General features: G+C 62.6%; 25 protein-coding genes. 16 read left to right on the top strand and 9 right to left on the bottom strand.

Going from position 1 to position 19,430, the window contains the following annotated elements; all coding sequences use genetic code 11:
- Positions 1-12: 12 nt before the first annotated feature.
- Together HMPREF3162_RS06615 and HMPREF3162_RS06610 are read right to left on the bottom strand one after the other, a co-directional pair.
- Entirely contained in the window at positions 13-798 is a 786-nt protein-coding gene (locus HMPREF3162_RS06615) for an ABC-2 transporter permease (protein WP_070777344.1), read from the bottom strand.
- Positions 795-1,697 carry an ABC transporter ATP-binding protein gene (locus HMPREF3162_RS06610; protein WP_070777342.1) on the bottom strand — a complete coding sequence of 301 codons (903 nt, stop codon included), beginning with the start codon at positions 1,695-1,697 and terminating at the stop codon, positions 795-797. Before HMPREF3162_RS06610 ends, HMPREF3162_RS06615 begins: the two co-directional genes overlap by 4 nt.
- A 142-nt stretch (positions 1,698-1,839) precedes the next feature.
- Between HMPREF3162_RS06610 and HMPREF3162_RS06605 the strand changes: the two genes are divergently transcribed.
- From HMPREF3162_RS06605 to HMPREF3162_RS06570, 8 genes are all read left to right on the top strand, one after another.
- On the top strand, positions 1,840-2,559 hold the full coding sequence (locus tag HMPREF3162_RS06605; protein ID WP_070777340.1) for a helix-turn-helix transcriptional regulator: 720 nt from the start codon (positions 1,840-1,842) through the stop codon (positions 2,557-2,559).
- Positions 2,556-3,995 (top strand): Fe-S cluster assembly protein SufB, encoded by a 1,440-nt coding sequence (sufB, locus tag HMPREF3162_RS06600; RefSeq protein WP_305366931.1) that lies wholly within the window; start codon positions 2,556-2,558, stop codon positions 3,993-3,995. The genes HMPREF3162_RS06605 and sufB overlap by 4 nt, the downstream gene beginning before the upstream one ends.
- Before the next feature lie 40 nt (positions 3,996-4,035).
- Complete coding sequence (gene sufD / locus HMPREF3162_RS06595) at positions 4,036-5,187, top strand: Fe-S cluster assembly protein SufD (RefSeq protein WP_070777334.1); 1,152 nt, start codon at positions 4,036-4,038, stop codon at positions 5,185-5,187.
- Positions 5,184-5,504: a Rieske (2Fe-2S) protein gene (locus tag HMPREF3162_RS06590; protein ID WP_070572679.1), complete on the top strand. Its 321-nt coding sequence runs from the start codon at positions 5,184-5,186 to the stop codon at positions 5,502-5,504. Before sufD ends, HMPREF3162_RS06590 begins: the two co-directional genes overlap by 4 nt.
- An 11-nt stretch (positions 5,505-5,515) precedes the next feature.
- Positions 5,516-6,271, top strand: coding sequence for a Fe-S cluster assembly ATPase SufC (gene sufC / locus HMPREF3162_RS06585; protein ID WP_070572681.1), 756 nt, complete (start codon positions 5,516-5,518; stop codon positions 6,269-6,271).
- Between the two features lie 19 nt (positions 6,272-6,290).
- Entirely contained in the window at positions 6,291-6,626 is a 336-nt protein-coding gene (locus HMPREF3162_RS06580) for a metal-sulfur cluster assembly factor (protein WP_019175051.1), read from the top strand.
- Positions 6,627-6,687: 61 nt separating this feature from the next.
- Positions 6,688-7,395 (top strand): ribonuclease H family protein, encoded by a 708-nt coding sequence (locus tag HMPREF3162_RS06575; RefSeq protein ID WP_070777331.1) that lies wholly within the window; start codon positions 6,688-6,690, stop codon positions 7,393-7,395.
- Entirely contained in the window at positions 7,392-8,993 is a 1,602-nt protein-coding gene (locus HMPREF3162_RS06570; protein ID WP_070572685.1) for an ABC-F family ATP-binding cassette domain-containing protein, read from the top strand. Before HMPREF3162_RS06575 ends, HMPREF3162_RS06570 begins: the two co-directional genes overlap by 4 nt.
- A 32-nt stretch (positions 8,994-9,025) precedes the next feature.
- Here HMPREF3162_RS06570 and HMPREF3162_RS06565 read toward each other — a convergent pair whose 3' ends face one another.
- The 3 genes from HMPREF3162_RS06565 to HMPREF3162_RS06555 are packed head-to-tail and all read right to left on the bottom strand — an operon-like array spanning position 9,026 to position 10,472.
- Positions 9,026-9,919 carry an SURF1 family cytochrome oxidase biogenesis protein gene (locus HMPREF3162_RS06565; RefSeq protein ID WP_070572687.1) on the bottom strand — a complete coding sequence of 298 codons (894 nt, stop codon included), beginning with the start codon at positions 9,917-9,919 and terminating at the stop codon, positions 9,026-9,028.
- Positions 9,920-10,129 carry a hypothetical protein gene (locus HMPREF3162_RS06560; RefSeq protein ID WP_070427988.1) on the bottom strand — a complete coding sequence of 70 codons (210 nt, stop codon included), beginning with the start codon at positions 10,127-10,129 and terminating at the stop codon, positions 9,920-9,922.
- Positions 10,122-10,472 carry a DUF3099 domain-containing protein gene (locus HMPREF3162_RS06555; protein WP_070572689.1) on the bottom strand — a complete coding sequence of 117 codons (351 nt, stop codon included), beginning with the start codon at positions 10,470-10,472 and terminating at the stop codon, positions 10,122-10,124. The genes HMPREF3162_RS06560 and HMPREF3162_RS06555 overlap by 8 nt, the downstream gene beginning before the upstream one ends.
- A gap of 116 nt (positions 10,473-10,588) precedes the next feature.
- On the opposite strand from HMPREF3162_RS06555, the gene HMPREF3162_RS06550 reads away from it, so the two are divergent.
- From HMPREF3162_RS06550 to HMPREF3162_RS06540, 3 genes are read left to right on the top strand one after another with little or no spacing between them, the layout of a single operon-like run.
- Positions 10,589-11,299, top strand: a complete 711-nt coding sequence (locus tag HMPREF3162_RS06550; RefSeq protein ID WP_070777328.1) for a beta-ketoacyl-ACP reductase — start codon at positions 10,589-10,591, stop codon at positions 11,297-11,299.
- A gap of 27 nt (positions 11,300-11,326) precedes the next feature.
- Positions 11,327-12,085, top strand: a complete 759-nt coding sequence (fabI, locus tag HMPREF3162_RS06545; RefSeq protein ID WP_070572693.1) for an enoyl-ACP reductase FabI — start codon at positions 11,327-11,329, stop codon at positions 12,083-12,085.
- A gap of 11 nt (positions 12,086-12,096) precedes the next feature.
- On the top strand, positions 12,097-12,567 hold the full coding sequence (locus tag HMPREF3162_RS06540; RefSeq protein ID WP_070572695.1) for a SixA phosphatase family protein: 471 nt from the start codon (positions 12,097-12,099) through the stop codon (positions 12,565-12,567).
- A gap of 174 nt (positions 12,568-12,741) precedes the next feature.
- On the opposite strand, the gene serB is transcribed toward HMPREF3162_RS06540, so the two are convergent.
- Positions 12,742-13,533: a phosphoserine phosphatase SerB gene (serB, locus tag HMPREF3162_RS06535; protein WP_070572696.1), complete on the bottom strand. Its 792-nt coding sequence runs from the start codon at positions 13,531-13,533 to the stop codon at positions 12,742-12,744.
- Positions 13,534-13,561: 28 nt separating this feature from the next.
- The gene (locus HMPREF3162_RS06530) at positions 13,562-14,317 is read right to left on the bottom strand and encodes a hypothetical protein (RefSeq protein WP_070572698.1); all 756 of its coding nucleotides are present in this window, start codon (positions 14,315-14,317) and stop codon (positions 13,562-13,564) included.
- Positions 14,318-14,346: 29 nt separating this feature from the next.
- Here HMPREF3162_RS06530 and HMPREF3162_RS06525 point away from each other — a divergent pair, with 29 nt between their 5' ends.
- The 5 genes from HMPREF3162_RS06525 to HMPREF3162_RS06505 all read left to right on the top strand — a co-directional run bounded on the left by HMPREF3162_RS06525 (position 14,347) and on the right by HMPREF3162_RS06505 (position 17,979).
- Positions 14,347-15,135 (top strand): ABC transporter ATP-binding protein, encoded by a 789-nt coding sequence (locus HMPREF3162_RS06525; protein WP_070777325.1) that lies wholly within the window; start codon positions 14,347-14,349, stop codon positions 15,133-15,135.
- Positions 15,135-15,938 (top strand): sulfite exporter TauE/SafE family protein, encoded by an 804-nt coding sequence (locus HMPREF3162_RS06520; RefSeq protein ID WP_070572702.1) that lies wholly within the window; start codon positions 15,135-15,137, stop codon positions 15,936-15,938. Before HMPREF3162_RS06525 ends, HMPREF3162_RS06520 begins: the two co-directional genes overlap by 1 nt.
- A complete protein-coding gene (locus HMPREF3162_RS06515) occupies positions 15,935-16,822 on the top strand; it encodes a TrmH family RNA methyltransferase (RefSeq protein ID WP_176747344.1) in 888 nt (295 codons plus the stop codon). Before HMPREF3162_RS06520 ends, HMPREF3162_RS06515 begins: the two co-directional genes overlap by 4 nt.
- On the top strand, positions 16,815-17,579 hold the full coding sequence (locus HMPREF3162_RS06510) for a phosphatase (RefSeq protein ID WP_070572704.1): 765 nt from the start codon (positions 16,815-16,817) through the stop codon (positions 17,577-17,579). Before HMPREF3162_RS06515 ends, HMPREF3162_RS06510 begins: the two co-directional genes overlap by 8 nt.
- Before the next feature lie 142 nt (positions 17,580-17,721).
- Complete coding sequence (locus tag HMPREF3162_RS06505) at positions 17,722-17,979, top strand: type B 50S ribosomal protein L31 (protein ID WP_070572706.1); 258 nt, start codon at positions 17,722-17,724, stop codon at positions 17,977-17,979.
- A 126-nt stretch (positions 17,980-18,105) separates the two neighbouring features.
- Here the strand turns inward: HMPREF3162_RS06505 and HMPREF3162_RS06500 are convergent, their stop codons facing one another.
- The gene (locus HMPREF3162_RS06500; protein WP_070572708.1) at positions 18,106-18,936 is read right to left on the bottom strand and encodes a bifunctional hydroxymethylpyrimidine kinase/phosphomethylpyrimidine kinase; all 831 of its coding nucleotides are present in this window, start codon (positions 18,934-18,936) and stop codon (positions 18,106-18,108) included.
- 20 nt (positions 18,937-18,956) lie between these two features.
- Complete coding sequence (locus tag HMPREF3162_RS06495) at positions 18,957-19,424, bottom strand: tRNA (cytidine(34)-2'-O)-methyltransferase (RefSeq protein ID WP_070572710.1); 468 nt, start codon at positions 19,422-19,424, stop codon at positions 18,957-18,959.
- Between the last annotated feature and the right edge of the window lie 6 nt (positions 19,425-19,430).

Genomic DNA, 19,430 nt, shown 5'->3' with positions numbered 1-19,430 from the left:
GCCCCTATTGTCTCATTTGTCGTCGTAGGAGAACCATCGGCGAGCCGCACCCGCTGCGATGACCGCCCACACTGCCAAAACGAGCAGGCTCATCCAGTCGAAGCGACCGTCGACCACAGCGCTGCGCAGCGCCGATCCCAAAGCTCCAGAGGGCAGAAAGCCTACGACGGAACCCCACGTGCCGCCGTGGTCGATGAGCAGTCCACCGCCGCCGGCCATGGCAGCCCACAGGAGATTGGCGAAGGCGAGCACCGCCTCGGGCCTCATGGTTCCGGCCATGAGAAGAGCCAGGCCGACAAAAGCGGCGGTGCCTAAAACTGCGCTTAAAACAACCGCTGAAATGCTGATATTCGCCTCTAGGCCCAGAAAGGCCGCGCAGGCGAAGGCGAGAGCGTACTGGACGACGGTCACGGCGAGCACGGCTGCGATTTTGCCTGCTACGAGGCCGCTGACGCCCAGAGGCGTTGTTGCGGTGTGGCGCAGAACCCCGTAGCGGCGCTCGAAAGCGGTTGCGATCGCCTGGCCGGTGAAAGCGTTGGAGGCAATGGACACCCCGAGTACGCCCGCCAGTGCAACGGCCGTGTGATTGCTGCCCGTATAGCCGAAGACTTCGAGAATGTCTGTCAGGGACAGGGTGAACAGGATCGCCAGCGGCAGCACCAGTGACAAAATCAGCTGCTCGCCGTTGCCGAGAATCGCCCTGGTCTCAAACGCTGCGCGCGCGGTAACGCGGCCAACGGCAGGTGCGGGCCGCTGCCGGAATGAGCCGGGCTCTTCGGCATTCGTGCGCGCTGTCATCGCAGGCTCCTTCCCGTCAGCTGGAGGAAGACATCGCCAAGGTCGCCAGAGCTCATCGTCAAGCCCGTCAGTTCTGCTCCGCTGGCTGCTATTTCCGCTGTGATCTGGCTGAGGTCCTCAGCCGTGTAGGCGCCGGTTGAGGTCATAGCCGTTGCCGAAGCGCAGCTGAGGTCCCAGCGAGAGTGCAGTTTGTCGCTGAGCTTGTGTGGGGGAGCCTCGGCAAAGGTCAGGCGCAGTACCGAGGCGCGGCCCGCGGTGAGCTCTGACGGCGTTCCCTGGGCAATGATCTGCCCGTGGTCGACAATGTGGACGTTGTCGGCAAGCTCTTGTGCATCTGCCATGTTGTGGGTTGTCAGCACGACGGCCGTTCCCCTGTCGGCGAGGCTGCTGACAATGTCTTTGACAGCCAGGGATGCCTGCGGGTCCAGCCCGGCGGTCGGTTCGTCGAGGAACACGAGGCTGGGCTTGCCGATAAGCGCTGCGGCCAAGCCCACGCGCTGCTTCTGACCGCCGGAGAGCCGGCGGATAGACCGTCCGGCAAAGGATCGGATGCCCAGCTGGTCCATGAGTTCGTTCGGGTCTGCCGGGTCTGCGTACATTCGCGCCAGGTGTTTGAGAATGGCCGGCGGCTTTGCGGCCATGGGCAGACCGCCGTCTTGCAGCATGACGCCGATGAGAGCCCTGGTCTGTGTTTCCAGGGGGCTGCGGCCGAAGATCTCGACCGAACCGGACTGTGGGCGCAGCAGACCGGTGCACAGCGAGATGAGAGTGGATTTTCCCGCTCCGTTGGGGCCGAGAACCGCGGTGGTCATACCCGGTTCAACAGAAAGTGAGATTCCGTCGACGGCGGTTCTGCGGCCGTAGGCGAACCGGACGTCGCGGACTTGAAGTGCTGTCACAGGTGCCCACTGTAGCCGTCTGGCCCGCCGGACGTGCGGAGGACGCCCAGGCCCGGTGCTTGTGGAACAATTTAGGCCACATTAATGTTATTGAATGAAAATGAGGCAGAACGTCTCATAAGTCTATGCAGCAAGGCAGGTTATGTCTCAGCAGAGTTCGCAGGCTGTGCTGCGCACCCGGGCGCGGGTGCTGCAGGCGGTATTGGATCACGGTCCCATCACCGCTGCCAGCATCGCCCGCCAGCTCGACCTGACCGCCGCGGCCATAAGACGGCACCTGGACGCACTGACAGATGAGGGCGCGATCGAGGTGCGGGAACTGGCCGGTGCGAAGACCGGCCGGGGGCGCCCGGCACGCCACTACGTGGTCTCGACCGCTGGCCACAGCCGAATCAGCCACTCCTATGACGAACTGACCGTTGAGGCACTCGAGTTCCTCGAAGATAAACTCGGGGAGAGTGCAGTAGAGGAGTTCGCCAGGCAGCGGATCGGCGAACTCATGGATCGTGTCGAAGCGAGTGTCGGCCGCAGGTCCGCCACCGTGGCAGGCCGCTCCCGCGACCTCGCCGCGGCACTCGATGCCGAGGGGTACGCCACATCGGCAACCCCCGTGGCGGTGGGAACACCGCTGGAGGCCATGCAGCTGTGCCAGGGGCACTGTCCAATACACAAAGCTGCCGCAAGGTATCCGCAGTTCTGCGAAGCAGAGCTCGATGCCTTCTCTGATTTTCTGGGCGTGGACATCAGGCGCCTGTCGACGCTCGCAGCCGGCGGTCATGTGTGCACAACGCACGTGCCGACTTCAGACGTCAACAGACCGCTGATCGATGCGCCGGAACAAAACCAAGGAGGAGCAAGGTGACTGACACCACTGAATCCAACTGGATTCTGGAAGCCAATCCCGAACTGAAGGACATCGGGAACGCCTATGAATACGGCTGGCATGATTCTGATGAAGCAGGCGCCAATGCTCAGCGCGGCCTGAATGAGGATGTCGTCCGCAACATCTCGAAGCTGAAGGACGAGCCCGAATGGATGCTGCAGCGCAGGCTGCGCGCACTCGAGCTCTTTGAGAAGAAGCCGCTGCCGCAGTGGGGCCCAGACCTGGGCGGCATTGACTTCGACAACATCAAGTACTTTGTGCGCTCGACCGAGCAGCAGGCGCAGACGTGGGATGACCTCCCGGAGGACATCAAGAACACCTACGACCGCCTGGGCATCCCGGAAGCTGAACAGCAGCGCCTGGTCGCCGGTGTCGCTGCGCAGTATGAATCCGAGGTCGTCTACCACAAGATCAACGAAGAGCTTGAGCGCCAGGGTGTCATATTCGTTGACACGGACACCGGCCTGCGCGACTACCCGGAGATCTTCGAAGAGTACTTCGGCACCGTCATCCCCTCCGGCGACAACAAGTTCTCCGCGCTCAACACCGCTGTGTGGTCCGGCGGTTCGTTCGTCTACGTCCCCAAGGGCGTTCACGTCGAAATTCCCCTCCAGGCCTACTTCCGCATCAACACCGAGAACATGGGCCAGTTCGAGCGCACACTCATCATCGCCGACGAAGGTTCGTCGGTGCACTACGTCGAGGGCTGCACCGCTCCGATCTACAAGTCCGACTCCCTGCACTCGGCAGTCGTTGAGATCATCGCCAAGAAGGGCGCAAAGGTTCGCTACACGACCGTGCAGAACTGGTCGAACAACGTGTACAACCTCGTGACCAAACGCGCGATCGCCGAAGAGGGCGCCACCATGGAGTGGATCGACGGCAACATCGGCTCGAAGGTCACCATGAAGTACCCGGCCATCTGGATGACCGGCGAACACGCTCGCGGTGAAACCCTGTCTGTTGCCTTCGCAGGCTCCGGCCAGGACCAGGACACCGGTTCGAAGATGGTGCACGCAGCTCCGAACACGTCCTCGAACATCGTCGCGAAGTCCGTTGCCCGCGGCGGCGGTCGCTCCGCCTACCGCGGACTCGTGCACGTGTACCCGAACGCATCCGGTTCGGCTAACAACGTGCTGTGTGACGCTCTGCTGGTGGACAATCATTCGCGTTCGGACACGTACCCGTACATCGACATTCGCAATGACGATGTGACCCTCGGGCACGAGGCCACCGTGTCGAAGGTGTCGGCAGACCAGCTGTTCTACCTCATGAGCCGCGGCCTGGACGAAACTGAGGCCTACGCCATGATCGTCCGCGGCTTTGTCGAACCGATTGCACGCGAATTGCCGATGGAATACGCACTCGAACTCAACCGCCTTATCGAACTTCAGATGGAAGGCGCGGTCGGCTGACCAGTCCAGCCGCGATCACGCCGACTGTCAAAGGAGAATAATGACCCAGACCTCGAGCAGCACCGCGCCCAAGCAGGTGCCTGCCACCACTCGTTCGCAGCGCACGCGCAGCTTCGACATTGCTGACTTCCCGGCAGTGACCGGCCGGGAAGAAGAATGGCGCTTCAGCCCGGTCAAGAAGCTCGACGCGCTGCTTCAGAACCAGACCGGAAACGGAACGCTCGGCCGCGAAGAGACCCTGCCCGAAGGCGTCGCCGTAGAAACGATCACGCTGGAACGGGCTCGCGAACTCGGAGCGGTAGCACCGGAAGACCTTCCGGCTGTCATCGCCGCCGATCAGGCGGCGACCGTCACCCACTATTCGGTGGAAGCCGGTGCCGAGATCAGCGAACCCGTCCGCATCGACCTCACGGGCGCAGGGGGCCTCGTTCACGGCCACACCCTCGTGACGGTCGGTGAGAACGCCCACGTTGACTTCATCGTCACCCACAGGGGAACCGTTGACTACAGCGAGCTGATCACGACGGTTGTGGGAGACGGCGCCAACGTCGACTTCATCGAACTGCAGCTGTGGGACGACACCGCCCTGCACGCCGCGCAGCACGATGCCGTCGTCGGCAAGGACGCGTACTTCAAGCACGTGCAGATTACGCTCGGCGGAAAGATCGTGCGGCTGAACACCAACGTCCGCTACTCCGCGCCCGGCGGAGAAGCCGAAATGTTCGGGCTGTACTTCGCCGATGCTGGACAGCACTTCGAACACCGCACCTACGTGGACCACAACACGCCGAAGGCCGTGTCGAACGTGCTGTACAAGGGCGCCCTCTACGGCAAGGACGCGCGCACCGTCTGGATCGGCGATGTCCTGATCCGCCCCGAGGCCCTCGGCATCGACACCTACGAAATGAACCGCAACCTGCTGTTGAGCAAGGGTGCCCGTGCTGACTCGGTTCCCAACCTGGAAATCGAAACGGGCGAAATCGAAGGCGCCGGCCACGCATCGTCGACCGGCCAGTTCGACGAAGAGCACCTGTTCTACCTCATGAGCCGCGGCATTCCCGAAGACGAAGCGCGCCGCCTGGTGGTTCGCGGTTTCTTCAACGAAATCATCCAGAAGATCGAAAACGAGGAAGTCGAAGACCTCCTCAGCCAGAAAATCGAAGAAGAACTCGCTCGGAGCATGGCCGAATGAGCAGCAAGCCAGCACTGAAATCGGACGAACTCGCCATCGGCACCGCCGTGCGGGTGGTCATCGACGACGTCGAAGTGTGTGTTGCGCGCACGGAAGACGGCGCGGTCCACGCCGTTAACGACGTCTGCACGCACGGCGAAGTTTCGCTGGCTGAAGGCGAAGTTTCGGGCTGTTCGATCGAATGCTGGCTGCACGGTTCGGCCTTCGACTTAAGAACGGGTGAGCCCGAATCACCCCCGGCCTTCGAGCCCGTAGCCGTCTACGCCGCCGAAGAGCGCGACGGCACGATCTTCGTAGACATCAACTCGACGCACTGAAAGCAGGAAACATGTCCACTCTCTCTATCCGCGACCTCCACGTCAGCGTAGAAACCGACGAAGGCCCGAAGGAGATCCTCAAGGGCCTGTCACTCGACATCAACTCGAAGAAGACCCACACCGTCATGGGCCCCAACGGCTCGGGCAAGTCGACGCTGGCCTACGCCCTGGCCGGCCACCCCGCCTACACCATCACCTCGGGCACGATTGAGCTCGACGGCGAAGACATCACCGAAATGGAAGCAGACGAACGCGCCAAGGCCGGTCTGTTCCTCGCTATGCAGTACCCGGTGGAAGTTCCCGGCGTGACCGTCACGAACTTCCTGCGCACCGCCAAAACCGCCATCGACGGCGAAGCTCCCAAGCTGCGCACCTGGTCGAAAGAACTGGGCGAAGCCATGGAGAAGCTGCGCGTTGACCCGGCATTTGCCACCCGCAACGTCAACGAAGGGTTCTCCGGCGGTGAGAAGAAGCGCCACGAAATCCTGCAGATGGAGCTGCTCAAGCCGCGCTTTGCGATCCTCGACGAAACCGACTCCGGTCTTGACGTCGACGCCCTGCGCATTGTGTCCGAGGGCGTCAACCGCGCCAAAGACAACACCGACGTGGGCATTCTGCTCATCACCCACTACACGCGCATCCTGCAGTACATCAAGCCGGACTTCGTGCACGTGATCGTCGACGGCAAGATCGTCGAAGAGGGCGGACCGGAACTGGCCGAGCGTCTGGAAAACGAAGGCTACGACCGCTTCTTCCAGACCGCCTGACACATCAGAGGAGGAAAGTGTGACCGAAGTCATCGATTCGCCGAGCAACGCCTCTGCAGAAGAAGTCACAGAAGCGCTCCTGGACGTCGTTGACCCAGAACTCGGCGTCAACGTCGTCGACCTCGGGCTCGTCTACGGGGTTGTTGTCGAAGAAGACGGCACTGCTGTCATCGACATCACCCTGACCTCGGCGGCGTGCCCGCTGAGCGACGTCATCGAAGACCAGATCGCCCAGGCGCTCGACGGCATCGTCCCGGCATTCCGCCTCAACTGGATCTGGATGCCGCCGTGGGGCCCGGAGAAGATCACAGAAGACGGCCGCATGCAGATGCGTGCACTGGGCTTCAACATCTGATCAGCTGATCCTTGGGGGCGGGTAGAATCTACCCGCCCCCAAAGTCTTCTCTAGGAGTTCTGTGACGATCATCGCAGCCGTTGACGGTTCGGCTCTCGGCAATCCCGGCCCCGCCGGCTGGGCCTGGTACATCAGCGACGACCAGTGGGCTTGTGGCGGGTGGCCCAAGGCGACGAACAACCGCGGAGAGCTGCAGGCCGTCATCGAGCTCCTCCGCGCAGTCGAGGATTCTGGCGCTGACGTGCACGTTCTGTGTGATTCGCAGTACGCCATCAATTCGATCACCAAGTGGATGACCGGCTGGAAGAAGCGCGGATGGAAGAAAGCCAACGGATCGCCCGTGCTCAACGACGACCTCATGAAGCAGCTCGATGAACTCATGTCTGCTGCCAAGTCTGCGGGCCGCTCCATCACATACGAGTGGGTGAAGGGGCACGCAAACCACAGGATGAACGAAAGGGCCGATGATCTCGCCCGAGCTGCGGCAGGCGCCTATCAGAAAGGCGCGAAGCCCGACAGTGGTCCCGGGTACAGCGGAGAAGCTGCGAACGAACCCGACACCGCAGGCAGTGGCACAGCCGAGTCCTCATCCTCCGGCACCTCGTCTTCCGAGGACCGCTCAACCGCGGCCTCGACCACAGATACGGTGCGCATCTGGGCAGATGTTCCGCGTGACCTCGCGGGGGCCATCGCCGAGCGCGCACGTGAAGACGGCGTCCGCCCGCAGCAGTACCTGCGCACACTCATTGAGAAGGCGGTTGCGGAATGATTGCCGCATCCGGCCTCGAAATCACGGTGGGCGCCCGCGTGCTCATGTCCGATGTCACCTTCCGCGTCGAGAAGGGTGACCGGGTTGGTCTGGTGGGTCGCAACGGCGCGGGCAAGACCACCTTGACAAAGGCCCTCATGGACGAGGTGCCGCCGAGCGCCGGGCAGGTGTTCCGCTCCGGTTCGGTCGGCTATCTGCCGCAGGATCCGCGGACGGGCAATCTCCGCATGACGGGCAAAGAGAGGATCCTAGCCGGGCGGGAGCTCGACGTTTTGGCCAAGCGTCTGCGCCGCACGGAGGAGCAGATGTCTTCGCCTGATCCGGACACCGCGTCGAAGGCCATCGACAAGTACCCGCGCATTGAAGACGAATTCATAGCCGCCGGCGGCTATGCTGCTGAATCTGAAGCGCTTGCGATTGCAGCCAATCTGGGGCTGGATGCGGAGCTTCTCAAACAAGAGCTGCAGACTCTTTCCGGCGGTCAGCGGCGCAGGGTCGAACTGGCCCGAATTCTGTTTGAAGCACCGAAGACCATGATTCTCGATGAGCCGACCAACCACCTCGATGCCGAAAGCGTTCTGTGGTTGCGGGACTATCTGGCCAAGTATCCCGGTGGGCTCATCATCATCTCGCATGACCTCGACCTGATCGACGAAGTCGTCAACAAGGTGTTCTTCCTCGACGCCACGCGCCAGTGCATTGACATCTATTCGATGGGCTATCGGCAGTACCTCAAACAGCGTGAAGACGACGAACGTCGCAGGCGCCGTGAACGCGCCAACGCCGAAAAGAAGGCTGCAGCCCTGCACGCCCAGGCCGACAAGATGCGCGCGAAAGCCACGAAGACGGTTGCCGCGCAGAACATGGCCAAGAGGGCGGACCGGCTTCTGGCCAGCACACAGGGGGAGAGGCAGCGCGAAAAGGTCGCTGACCTCCGGTTCCCCGAACCTGCCAAGTGCGGTCGGGTACCGCTTGAGGCGCGCGGCCTGTCCAAAGCGTACGGTTCGACGGAGGTGTTCACCGGTGTCGACCTCGCTGTTGACCGGGGCACGCGCGTTGTGATTCTCGGGTTCAACGGGGCCGGAAAGACAACCCTGCTGAAGCTTCTGGCCGGTGTCGAAGAACCAGACAGCGGCGAAGTCGTTGCCGGGCACGGCCTCAAACTGGGCTATTTCGCGCAGGAACACGACACACTCGATCTTGAGCGGACGGTTCTGGAGAACATGCAGTCGGCCGCACCGGATGCTTTTGACGACACGAAGGTGCGCACTGTGCTCGGTTCATTCCTGTTCTCCGGCGAAGACGTCGACAAGCCCGCGGGCGTTCTCTCCGGCGGCGAGAAGACCCGCCTGGCGTTGGCCTGCCTCGTGGTGTCTTCAGCCAATGTGCTTCTTCTAGATGAGCCGACAAACAACCTCGACCCACAGTCGAGGGTGGAGATCCTGTCGGCCATTGAACGCTATGAGGGTGCGATCCTGCTGGTGACGCACGATGCCGGTGCTGTTGAGGCTCTTAACCCCGACCGGGTGCTGCTGCTGCCGGATGCTGACGAGGACCTGTGGAGCGAGGACTACCTGGACCTGGTTGAACTGGCCTGATGCGAGTGAGCTGGGGCTCTGGTCTCGCAGTCTCAGCCCCAGCCCTGGGAGTCCAGAAGCGCGTCTTCGTCTGCCTCTGCCGAACGGTCACGACGGCCTGATCTGACCCTGCGCCCATCGTCGCCGTAGCGGCTGCCGGAGGTGCGCACTCCGTGTGCGATCGCAGCCTTTTCCACGACGACGTAGTCGGCCTGCTGCTGGTCCTTGCCCGCCGCGATTGCCCTGCGTTCTCGCACGGCTGCGACGATGATCGCACCGAGTGCCATAGCGCCGAACAGAATCCATTGCAGGGTGTAGGACAGGTGAGAGCCGGGATCGACCGATGGCTTCGGCAGGCCCGTGAGGGCTTCGTCTGCCTGCGGGTCTTCGCTGCCGGCTTGGAGATACAGGCCGGTGTATCCGTCGTCGATTCCCATCACCTTCGGATCGAGCTGTTTGACCGTGCCGACAGTGTTGTCATCGGGCTTGCCGTCTTCCGCGGGGCGAATCCAGCCGTCGACTGTGACGGTGCCGTGCGGGGGAGCGGGCACGCTGCTCGGATCGGGGCTGCTTGAGCTCGGTGTCCACCCGCGCACGACTGCCACGGGACCGTTGTCGGTCTGCAGCGGTGTGACGACGAAATATCCGGGCTGCCCGCCCAGAGGCCTGTTGCGCGCAAGGACCGTATGGTCTGCGGCGTAGGTCCCGGTGACGGTCACGTGTTTCCAATCGGCCTCATCCGGCAGCTGGTCTGATGCGGACGGCACCGCCTTGTGCAGCTGCTGCGGGGCAGCGCTGTAGTTCGCTTCGATGCGCTCGATTTCGGCGTTGCGGGCTTCACGGCGGCTGTTCTGCCAGTTGGCCAAAAGCGCACACGCGATGGCGAAGATGATTGCAATGGCGATGTAGCGCAGCCATTTTGCGGAGAAGAGGAATCCGTAGCGCACTTATCCAGCTCCTGGGGGAATACGGTCTGCGGGCACAGTTTCACGCAGAAATGACCGGAGTGTGAGGAATTCTTCGAGGGTTTCTCGGTGCAGACTGCAGGCCAGCCACACTTTGCGGCGTTCATCGGAGTGGAGTTTCGGGTTGTTCCACAGAAGAGCCCACGACGCCAGTGCTGGGCAGCCCTTTGCCGAGCACTGCAGGTCAGTCATCGTCGTCCTCCACGATTTCGCCGTCGATGATGATCGGGTCGTCCGGTGCGGCCGGGCTGCTCTGTTTTGGCTGGCCCAGCGGGGCTGCGGTGGGCGCGGGCTGTTCGGCATCGATCGGGCTGTAACGGCGGACGACGGCATTGGCAATGAGAACGGCAATCCACGGAAGGACGACGGCGCCGGCGACAAGTGCCCAGCGAAACCAGCCGTGTGCGAATACAGCCCCGACAAAGCAGACCATGCGAATGGCCATGAGTATCAGGTACTTGCGGGTGCGCGCGTTGAGATCGGCTTCGTGAGATTCGCTGGCCGAGGTGATGTTGACCGCGGGCCTGCTGTTCACGTCTCCCCACCTTTCAAACGGACTACAAAAGCATATCGCTCCTTTGTTGTTCAACCACGCCCGACTGGGCTTTAGGCTAGGTTGGGAGAGATTGACTCCAGATTGAAAGGACCAGCGTGGCTGAACCCCGTGTTGTTCTTGTAACCGGCGGAAACCGCGGCATCGGTCGCACGATCGCCGAACGTTTCCTGGCCCAGGGCGATAAGGTCGCTGTCACCTCGCGCAACGGCGATGCTCCCGAAGGAGCATTCGCGGTCGCCGCGGATGTCACGGACCTCGCGTCGTTGGAAGCGGCTTATGAAGCGATCGAAAATGAGCTCGGCACCGTTGAAGTCGTAGTGGCGAATGCAGGCATCACGCGGGACAACCTGCTGATGCGGATGTCAGAAGATGAATTCGAACAGGTCATCGACACCAACCTCACGGGTGTGTTCCGCACCGTCAAACCGGGGATCACCAACATGGTCCGCTCGCGGTTCGGCCGCATCATCTTCATTTCCTCTGTTTCGGGCCTCTACGGCGTGCCCGGTCAGTTCAACTACTCGGCAGCCAAGGCTGGGCTCGTGGGCATGGCGCGTTCGCTCACTCGCGAGCTCGGTGCCCGCGGCATCACGGCAAATGTTGTTGCCCCGGGCTTCATCAAGACGGACATGACTGATGAACTGCCCGAAAAGCAGCAGAAGGAATACCTCGACACCATCCCCGCTAAGCGGTTCGCCCTCCCGGAAGAGGTCGCAGGGGTCGTCGCCTGGTTGGCCTCGGATGACGCCGCCTATATCTCCGGTGCCGTCATTCCGGTTGACGGCGGCCTCGGCATGGGTCACTGACAGCAGAATCTTGTAGAAAGGAACATCATGGGAATTCTCGAAGGCAAGCGCATCCTCGTCACGGGTGTGCTCACTGAATCGTCCATCGCCTTTTCGGCAGCCCGCCTGGCTCAGGAACAGGGCGCCGAGGTCATCCTGTCGTCCTTCGGACGCCAGATGAAGATCACGTCGATCATCGCCGAACGCCTGCCGAAGCCGGCTGAGGTCATCGAGCTCGACGCGACGAACGAAGACGACCTCGCCGCACTTCCCGAGCGTTTGGGCGGCAACATCGACGGCATTGTCCACGCGATCGCCTTCGCACCAAAGGACGCACTCGGCGGTGTGTTCCTCGACACGCCGTGGGAATCCGTATCCAATGCCCTTCACGTTTCGGCATATTCGCTCAAGGCCATCGCTGTCGCTGCTCAGCCGGTGCTCAACAAGGGAGCCTCAATCGTCGGCCTGACGTTTGACGCGACGGTCGCCTGGCCCGCATACGACTGGATGGGCGTATCGAAGGCCGCACTCGAGTCCACAAGCCGCTACCTGGCCCGCTACCTCGGTGAACACGACATCCGCGTCAACCTCATCTCGGCAGGTCCTCTCAAGACCACCGCAGCGAAGTCCATTCCGGGCTTTGACGCGTTCGAAGACGTATGGGGCGACCGCGCGCCGCTGGGTTGGGACCAAAGCGACACGGAACCCGCCGGTCGCGGAATCGTCGCCCTGCTGTCGGACTGGTTCCCCAAGACAACCGGTTCGATGATCCACGTTGACGGCGGCCTGCACTCAACCGGATCCTGAGGCAGCGGATAATGCCCACTCTGATCTTCGCCCGTCACGCCCACGCGTCGAACGAAGCCGGACCTGACTACGACCGTCCGCTCACGCCCGAAGGACGCGAAGAAGCGCGACGAGCTGGCGAACACCTCGCGGATCTTCCGATCGACTTCGCAATAGCTTCGAGTGCGCGGCGAACGACGGAAACCGCGCAGCTCATCATCGAGCAGCTGAACAGCAGCCCCCAGGTGCGTTTGGACGACGCGCTGTACCAGGCGCAGGTTCTTGACTGGCGTGAAGCTGTTGCGACCATTCCGCCGGACTCGCAGGCGGCGATCATCGTGGGCCACAATCCCACCGTCGCCCAAGCGGTGTCCGAATTCTCGGGCGTCCCGGTTGAGAAATTCCGCCCCAGTTCTATCGCGGTTTTCACGATCGACAGCTGGGAAGACGCGGCGGGAGTCCTCCCACAGCCGCAGATTCTCGACTTCACAGAACGGGTTTGAGACCGCTGCCGTGAACATCTGGGCCCAAAAACAGGCCTAAAAACCGGTTCTGCGGCACCTTCAAATACACAGCAGAGGCGGTGGGTCCCCAAGTGGGGCCCACCGCCTCTTCTGTGCCCGGATGGTTCGCCGGAGCTTTCGCCTGCCCGCGGGGGATTGCCGGGTGGTTTTGGCCTACAGGCTCATACCCGTCAGTCCGGGATAGACCGCATCGAGCCGCCGGGTGCGCAGTTGAGCATCGGCCCGTTCGATAAGCGCGGGCTTGGCGCAGAAGGCAATGCCGAAGCCCGCGGCTTCAATCATGTCGATGTCATTGGCTCCATCGCCGATGGCCACGGTGCGCGCTGTGTCGAGCCCTTCGGCTTCGACGATCTCCAGCAGCCGGTTGGCCTTTGCCTGCCTGTCGACAATCGGACCGCTGACCTTCCCAGTGAGAACGCCCTCGGCGATCTCAAGCCCGTTGGCAGTGACATCGTCAATTCCGAGGGAACCGGCGATCTGCTGGACCACTGCGGTGAAGCCGCCTGAAACCAGCGCGATACGGCAGTCGGCCGCGTGCAGGTTCGCCACAAGGGTTTCAACACCGGGGGTCAACGTGACGGCGGCAGCAACTTCGTCCAGCGCCGAGGCCGGTACGCCCGCCAGCTGTTCGACACGGTGGATCAGCGATTCGGCGAAGTCGAGCTCACCTGCCATGGCGCGTTCGGTTACGGCGCGCACTTGTGCTTCGCGTCCAGCGTGTGCCGCGAGTTTTTCAATGACCTCTTCGTTGATGAAGGTCGAATCGACATCCATCACAACCAGCTCAGGTCCAAGCAGGCCCAGGGGCAGGGGGACGGTCCACAGGTCACCGTCGGGGTGCTGTTCACGCAGCTCGCGGGCGACAATGTGCTGCTCGTCTTCGTCAAAGAGGTCGGAGCGGACGAAAAGACCGTCGTCGTCGGTGATGATGCTCAGTCGATCCATGCCGCGATTGTATGTGAGCGAATGCGGCTCACCGGGCTCGGGTAACAGACCACACAACTGCGGCTGCCGCGGCGTGAAGGCGGGCGAGCAGAGCGCCGAACTCCGGCGGCTGCAGCGTTTGGGGAGCCAAAATCGGTGCCAGGAGCGAATGGATTTCACACGCTGTGACCAGACTTGCCGCCCACCTCGGCTCCGGCAGAAGAAACCCGATGTTCTCTGCCAGGCGGCCCAGCGCCATGTCCGCCTGCCAGTCACGCCACGGGGCCTGACGCAGATCTTCCGGCAGCTCGTCGCCCAGCCGCTCAACAAGAGCCAGCCCTTCCATCGTGCATTCGCGCAGAGCCCGCACCGCCTCGGAAGCAGACACAGTGCCCAGAGGTGTGGAAGGCACAGCGGCCGTGGGAATCACCCGAGCCGTGCCTTCGGCATTGAGCACGACGAGGGCGCGTGAAACGCCCTGCGCTTCAAGAACTGTGACATTTGACACGCGAGATAATAGGCCCCGGTGCTCACGGTCGGTGCGGGGCACCCGGTGTGGAAGCGTGGGGTGGACGAGGACGGTGTATGCCGAGTCGATGCCTGCGCGGCGCAGCTGTGCCGCCCACAGCAGAAGGCCCTCGGGCAGGTCGGCGGAGAAGACCGGATCATCTACAATCAGTGGGACCGCAGACCCAGCCGAGGTGTATGAGTCAACCACCGCATCCGGCGGCCTGGTCTGGGAAAGGAGGCACTGGAGCGAAGCGACGAAGAACACGGCCGACGTGTCAGGAGAGGGGGGAATCATCGGTCCGAGTATAGGTTAGAGTTCGTCGTATGAGCATTGTCCTGCAGCTAGACGACGTCGGTGTCCGCCGAGGAGCCAATCAGCTCCTCTCAGATTTTTCTCTCAAGATTGAAGAAGGCCAACATTGGGCTGTTCTCGGTCCAAACGGCGCTGGAAAGACGACGCTCCTTGAGCTTGCGGCCGGACGCATGCACCCGACAGAAGGCACGATCGACATCCTCGGAGAGCGCCTGGGGCGGGTTGACGTTTTCGAGCTGCGGCCGCGGATCGGCTATTCGTCCTCGCAGCTTGCCAAACGGATTCCCGGCAGCGAAAAAGTGCGCGATGTCGTTCTCACCGCCGCCTACGGAGTGCTCGGCCGCTGGGTGGAGGACTACGAGGACGTCGACCTCACCCGCGCTGATGACCTCTTGGCGGCCTTCGGAATCGAGGGCTTCGGCTCTCGTCGATTCGGCACGCTGTCCGACGGCGAAAAGAAGCGCGTGCAGATTGCCCGCTCGCTCATGACCGATCCCGAACTGCTCCTGCTGGACGAACCGGCAACGGGCCTTGACTTGGGCGGACGCGAAGAGCTCGTGCGGGCGCTGACCGAGATCGTCGGCTCAAAATACGCGCCGACCACCCTCATGGTGACCCACCACGTCGAAGAGATTCCGCAGTCGATGACGCACGCCCTGCTCATTCGCGACGGCGGCGTAGTCGCAGCCGGTGAAATCAAGGAAGCCATCACAGAAGAAAACCTGTCGGAGACTTTCGATCTGCCCATCAAGCTCACCGTCACCGAAGGGCGCTTCCACGCGCAGGCGCGCTTGAACTGATGGGATCATTCAGCCTCGTCGAGGCTCTGCTCATCTTCGCCGCGGGCCTTGGCGCCGGCGCAATCAACGCGGCCGTCGGGTCTGGAACGCTCATCACGTTCCCGGCTCTGGTCGCTTTTGGGGTTCCGCCGCAGACTGCGACGATGAGCAATGCGCTGGGTCTCATCCCCGGCAATGTGGCAAGCTCCCTGGGCTACCGAAAGCAGATGGCCGGCTACGGCAAACAGGTTGCCGTGTGGCTGCCCGCGTCGATTCTCGGCTCTGTTGTAGGCGCGCTGCTTCTGGTGATTCTGCCCTCGACGACATTTGAGGCCGTAGTGCCGGTGCTCATTGTTCTAGCGGTCGTTCTCGTGATCGGGCAGCCGTTCCTCAAACGGGCCCTGACTGCTCGGGCAGTAAGGACGGGGCACACGGCACCGGCCAAGCCGGAAGACGCCTCAACTGCCATGAAGGCGGCAGCTCTGGCCGCAATCTTCTTCACCGCAATCTACGGCGGCTACTTCGCCGCCGCGCAGGGTGTTCTGCTCGTAGGCCTCCTGGGTGTTCTCACGGCCTATTCGCTGCAGCAGATCAACGGCTTCAAAAATGTTCTCGTTCTCGGCGTCAACACGGTTGCAGCCGTTGTCTACATGATCGTCGGGTTCGACAAGATCAACTGGACGGCCGTGCTGCTTGTCGCCATCGGATCGCTCATCGGCGGTTACGCAGGAGCCAAGTTCGCCCAGAAGCTGCCCGACCCGCTGCTGCGCGGCATTATCGTCATTCTCAGCATCATCGCCTTCTTCCGCATCATCCAGCTGTGAACACCCCGGCCAAGCGCGATATTGACGACGCGCAGATTCAGCAGATTCTCCGCACTCACGGCATCGACGAAGCTCGGGTCATCCGGTCTTCTCAGGCGTCCGGGACTCTGCTTGCGGACTACACGGATCTGACGGATGTTCAGCTGCGCAGCAAACGAGAACCCGCCGAGGGGCTGTTCATTGCAGAGTCATCCAAGATCGTGACACGGGCGCTTGCCGCCGGATACAGCGCGCGCTCGTTCCTGCTGCGGCCCAACTGGCTGGCTGATCTCGCACCACAGCTGGCCAGCTCAGACGCCCCCATCATCTTGGGAACACCGGCTGAACTTGAAAACATCGTCGGCTTTCACCTGCACAGGGGAGCCCTGGCGGCCATGGAGCGCAAACCGCAGCCAACACTCGAAACGATTCTCGATCGGGCCAGGACGGTCGTAGTGCTGGAGGACATCGTCGATCATACGAATGTCGGTGCGATCTTCCGCTCTGCGGCAGCACTTGGCGCTGACGCCGTTCTCATCAGTCCACGATGCGCCGACCCGCTGTACCGGCGCTCCATCCGGGTGTCGATGGGCACAGTCTTCTCCGTGCCGTGGGTGCGGATCGAACCGTGGCCCGGCGGCATTGACCTGCTGCGTGAGCACGGCTTCACAACTGCGGCTCTGGCTCTGCGCGATGACGCGATGAGCGTTCGCGAGTTCGCCCGGGCAGGGCACCGCAAGACCGCGTTGGTTATGGGCACTGAAGGCGCCGGGCTCAGTCGCCGGACAATCGAATCCGCCGATGCCAGAGTCATCATCCCCATGTCCCACGGAATCGATTCACTCAATGTGGCTGCGGCAGCGGCTGTGGCAGTGTTTGCACTTCAGGAGGACGCCGATGGCTGAAATCACCCGCGATGCCGCCGCCCGATCGCTGATTGAAGGCGGGGTGACCGGCGAGGTTGCAACACCGAGGGAGAACAACCTGTCGCACATCCACAGGTTCTTGGCCCAGGAGCGCAATTTCGACTTCGGCGTGCCCCTGACGCGCGATTGGGATTATGACTCCGTCTTCGACGTCATGGTTGCCCGCTGCGGCATTCGACCGCAGCGGGACTACACGGAAGGCGCTGACACGATCTCCACTGAGCTGTGCATGGACGGTCTGGACCGTCTGCGGGCGGCAGTATCTGACGCGGCTGGGCGCGGTGAGCGCATCCTCTTTGCCACCGGCCACCCTTCGGGGCTTCTGCCGGTGCACGAAGCCACTGCCGCCTGGGCTGAGCGGCTGGGTGCTGCACTCGTGCGGCTTGACCAGTTCATTCCGCTGCAGTCAGAAGGCGGGGACGTCCGCCAGATCGGCCGTGTGTGGCACTGGCACATTCACGGCGGCCTGCCGCACACGCACCTGGCCGAGCCCATGCACGCGCTGCTCGACGCGCTGGATGAAGCCGGCCAGCCCATGCCCGACCTCGTGGTTGCCGACCACGGATGGGCGGGGGCCGCGGCCAGCAGGGGACTGCGCACAGTGGGCTACGCCGACTGCAATGACCCGGCCCTCTTCGTCGCGCAAGCCCAGGGCCAGGTGGAGGTCTGCGTACCACTGGACGACAACATTCCGCCGTACAACTACGCCGGGCTCATCCGGTGGCTGACGCGCTGACTCCCTGAATCAGTTCGCTTTGCAGGTGCTGATCCGGTATAGTCTCATAGGTTGACGCCTCAGCGTCGGCACATCCGAATTTGAGCAGCTGGCAGGCGACTCGGTCGCACCAGGGGCTCTGACGAATTCAAAGGAAAGACTTATGCAGAAGGACATTCACCCCGAATACCAGGCGGTTGTCTTCAACGACCTCGCTTCGGGCAAGAAGCTCTTGACCCGTTCGACGGTCAAGAGCGACAAGACCATCGAGTGGGAAGACGGCAACACCTACCCGCTCGTCGACGTTGAAATCTCGTCGGCATCGCACCCGTTCTACACCGGCAAGCAGCGCATCCTCGACTCCGCTGGCCGTGTTGAGAAGTTCAAGGACCGCTACAAGTCCTTCGGCAAGCGCAAGTAATCTGCGCCGAAGAAGCCGCCGGATCCCTGCGTGGGACCGGCGGCTTTATGCTTTCCGGGTGAGGTTCCAAAACGCTGGGGCTTCAGAATGTGACCTGCGAGGCGGAGCTCACCGGACGGGGCTGTTTCAGCTGACGGTGACGGACACGTCGGGGTGCGGCCAGACGCGGGCGGCCGGGTGGAACATCGAGTTGACGTTCATTGCGTTGGGCATGGAGCGGGCAATTCCGTGCGCCACCTTCACCTTTGCGCTGACAACCGCGTCGAGCGGCTTGTGTCCCAGGGCGAGGCCGGCGGCAATCGAGGATGCGAAAGAGCACCCGGCGCCGTTGACGAGTTCGTCATTGACCTTGCGCGAGCGCAGTACGTGGGCCGTCGAACCGTCGTAGAAGACGTCGACGGCGTCCGGGCCGGGGAAGCGGGCACCGCCCTTGACGACGACGCTTGCCGCACCGAGGGCGTGCAGCTGTTTGGCCGCGGCGATCATGTCTTCAGCAGAGTCAAGGGAGTCCGCGCCGATCAGCTTTGCCGCTTCGTCCAGATTGGGTGTCATGACCGAAGCTGCAGGCACATAGGTCTCCAGCATCATCTGGGAGAGATCGATGACGCCTTTGCCGCTGCCCTTGTAGGTCAGCACGGGGTCGAATACGTAAGGGGCGTCGATATCGCGCAGGCGCTGGGCGAGCATGGGTGCGGTGTCAACGCTTCCGAGCATCCCGGATTTGACCGCGTGGAAGCGGTGGGCCCCGAGAGTGGAGTCGAACTGCCGTATCACGCTTTCGGGCGTGGTGAAGTCGATCGTGTGGTCAAAGCCCTCCGCCGGGTCAAAGGTGACGATGCAGGTGATGACGGATGCGCCGAAGACCCCGTATTCGTTGAACATTTTGAGGTCTGCGGCAAGGCCTGCGCCGCCGGAAACATCGGAGCCGGCAACTGTCAGCGCGCGTCGATGCGTCATGGTCTGTCTCCTTCTGGCGTTCAGCAGCCGCCGGGGTAGCCCAGCTGGCGCCAGGCTTCGTAGGCGGCAATGGATGCGGAGTTGGCAAGATTGAGGGAGCGGCGGCTGGGCAGCATGGGGATGCGCACGCGCTCTTCGATCCGCGGATCGTCGACAACGCTCTGCGGCAGTCCCGTGGATTCTCGGCCGAAGAGCAGAACGTCGTCTTCGCGGTACTCAAGGTGGCCGAAGTGCTTGTCGGTGTGCGTTGTGAACGCGATGATGCGACGGCCGACCAGCTGTGTGAAGACGTCGTCGATGTTCGGGTGGACCGTAACGTGCGCGAGGTCGTGGTAGTCCAGTCCCGCGCGGCGAAGCTTTGCGTCAGACAAATCGAAACCCAGCGGCTCCACCAGGTGAAGGTGAGCCCCCGTCACAGCGGCCAGGCGGATGGCGTTGCCCGTATTGCCGGGAATTTCGGGGGTGTGGAAGACAAGGCTGAGCTTCATAGGTCC

This window comes from Brevibacterium sp. HMSC07C04, from assembly GCF_001815905.1.
In the GTDB taxonomy this organism is placed as follows: domain Bacteria; phylum Actinomycetota; class Actinomycetes; order Actinomycetales; family Brevibacteriaceae; genus Brevibacterium.
This window is presented reverse-complemented; position numbering and strand designations above follow the sequence as displayed.

What these genes read in the sequence shown, in the direction of transcription:
- HMPREF3162_RS06615 (WP_070777344.1), bottom strand. Translation starts at nt 798, where the DNA reads ATGACAGCGCGCACGAATGCCGAAGAGCCCGGCTCATTCCGGCAGCGG.
- HMPREF3162_RS06605 (WP_070777340.1), top strand. Translation starts at nt 1,840, where the DNA reads ATGTCTCAGCAGAGTTCGCAGGCTGTGCTGCGCACCCGGGCGCGGGTG.
- sufD (WP_070777334.1), top strand. Translation starts at nt 4,036, where the DNA reads ATGACCCAGACCTCGAGCAGCACCGCGCCCAAGCAGGTGCCTGCCACC.
- HMPREF3162_RS06590 (WP_070572679.1), top strand. Translation starts at nt 5,184, where the DNA reads ATGAGCAGCAAGCCAGCACTGAAATCGGACGAACTCGCCATCGGCACC.
- sufC (WP_070572681.1), top strand. Translation starts at nt 5,516, where the DNA reads ATGTCCACTCTCTCTATCCGCGACCTCCACGTCAGCGTAGAAACCGAC.
- HMPREF3162_RS06570 (WP_070572685.1), top strand. Translation starts at nt 7,392, where the DNA reads ATGATTGCCGCATCCGGCCTCGAAATCACGGTGGGCGCCCGCGTGCTC.
- HMPREF3162_RS06560 (WP_070427988.1), bottom strand. Translation starts at nt 10,129, where the DNA reads ATGACTGACCTGCAGTGCTCGGCAAAGGGCTGCCCAGCACTGGCGTCG.
- fabI (WP_070572693.1), top strand. Translation starts at nt 11,327, where the DNA reads ATGGGAATTCTCGAAGGCAAGCGCATCCTCGTCACGGGTGTGCTCACT.
- HMPREF3162_RS06540 (WP_070572695.1), top strand. Translation starts at nt 12,097, where the DNA reads ATGCCCACTCTGATCTTCGCCCGTCACGCCCACGCGTCGAACGAAGCC.
- serB (WP_070572696.1), bottom strand. Translation starts at nt 13,533, where the DNA reads ATGGATCGACTGAGCATCATCACCGACGACGACGGTCTTTTCGTCCGC.
- HMPREF3162_RS06530 (WP_070572698.1), bottom strand. Translation starts at nt 14,317, where the DNA reads ATGATTCCCCCCTCTCCTGACACGTCGGCCGTGTTCTTCGTCGCTTCG.
- HMPREF3162_RS06525 (WP_070777325.1), top strand. Translation starts at nt 14,347, where the DNA reads ATGAGCATTGTCCTGCAGCTAGACGACGTCGGTGTCCGCCGAGGAGCC.
- HMPREF3162_RS06520 (WP_070572702.1), top strand. Translation starts at nt 15,135, where the DNA reads ATGGGATCATTCAGCCTCGTCGAGGCTCTGCTCATCTTCGCCGCGGGC.
- HMPREF3162_RS06510 (WP_070572704.1), top strand. Translation starts at nt 16,815, where the DNA reads ATGGCTGAAATCACCCGCGATGCCGCCGCCCGATCGCTGATTGAAGGC.
- HMPREF3162_RS06505 (WP_070572706.1), top strand. Translation starts at nt 17,722, where the DNA reads ATGCAGAAGGACATTCACCCCGAATACCAGGCGGTTGTCTTCAACGAC.
- HMPREF3162_RS06500 (WP_070572708.1), bottom strand. Translation starts at nt 18,936, where the DNA reads ATGACGCATCGACGCGCGCTGACAGTTGCCGGCTCCGATGTTTCCGGC.
- HMPREF3162_RS06495 (WP_070572710.1), bottom strand. Translation starts at nt 19,424, where the DNA reads ATGAAGCTCAGCCTTGTCTTCCACACCCCCGAAATTCCCGGCAATACG.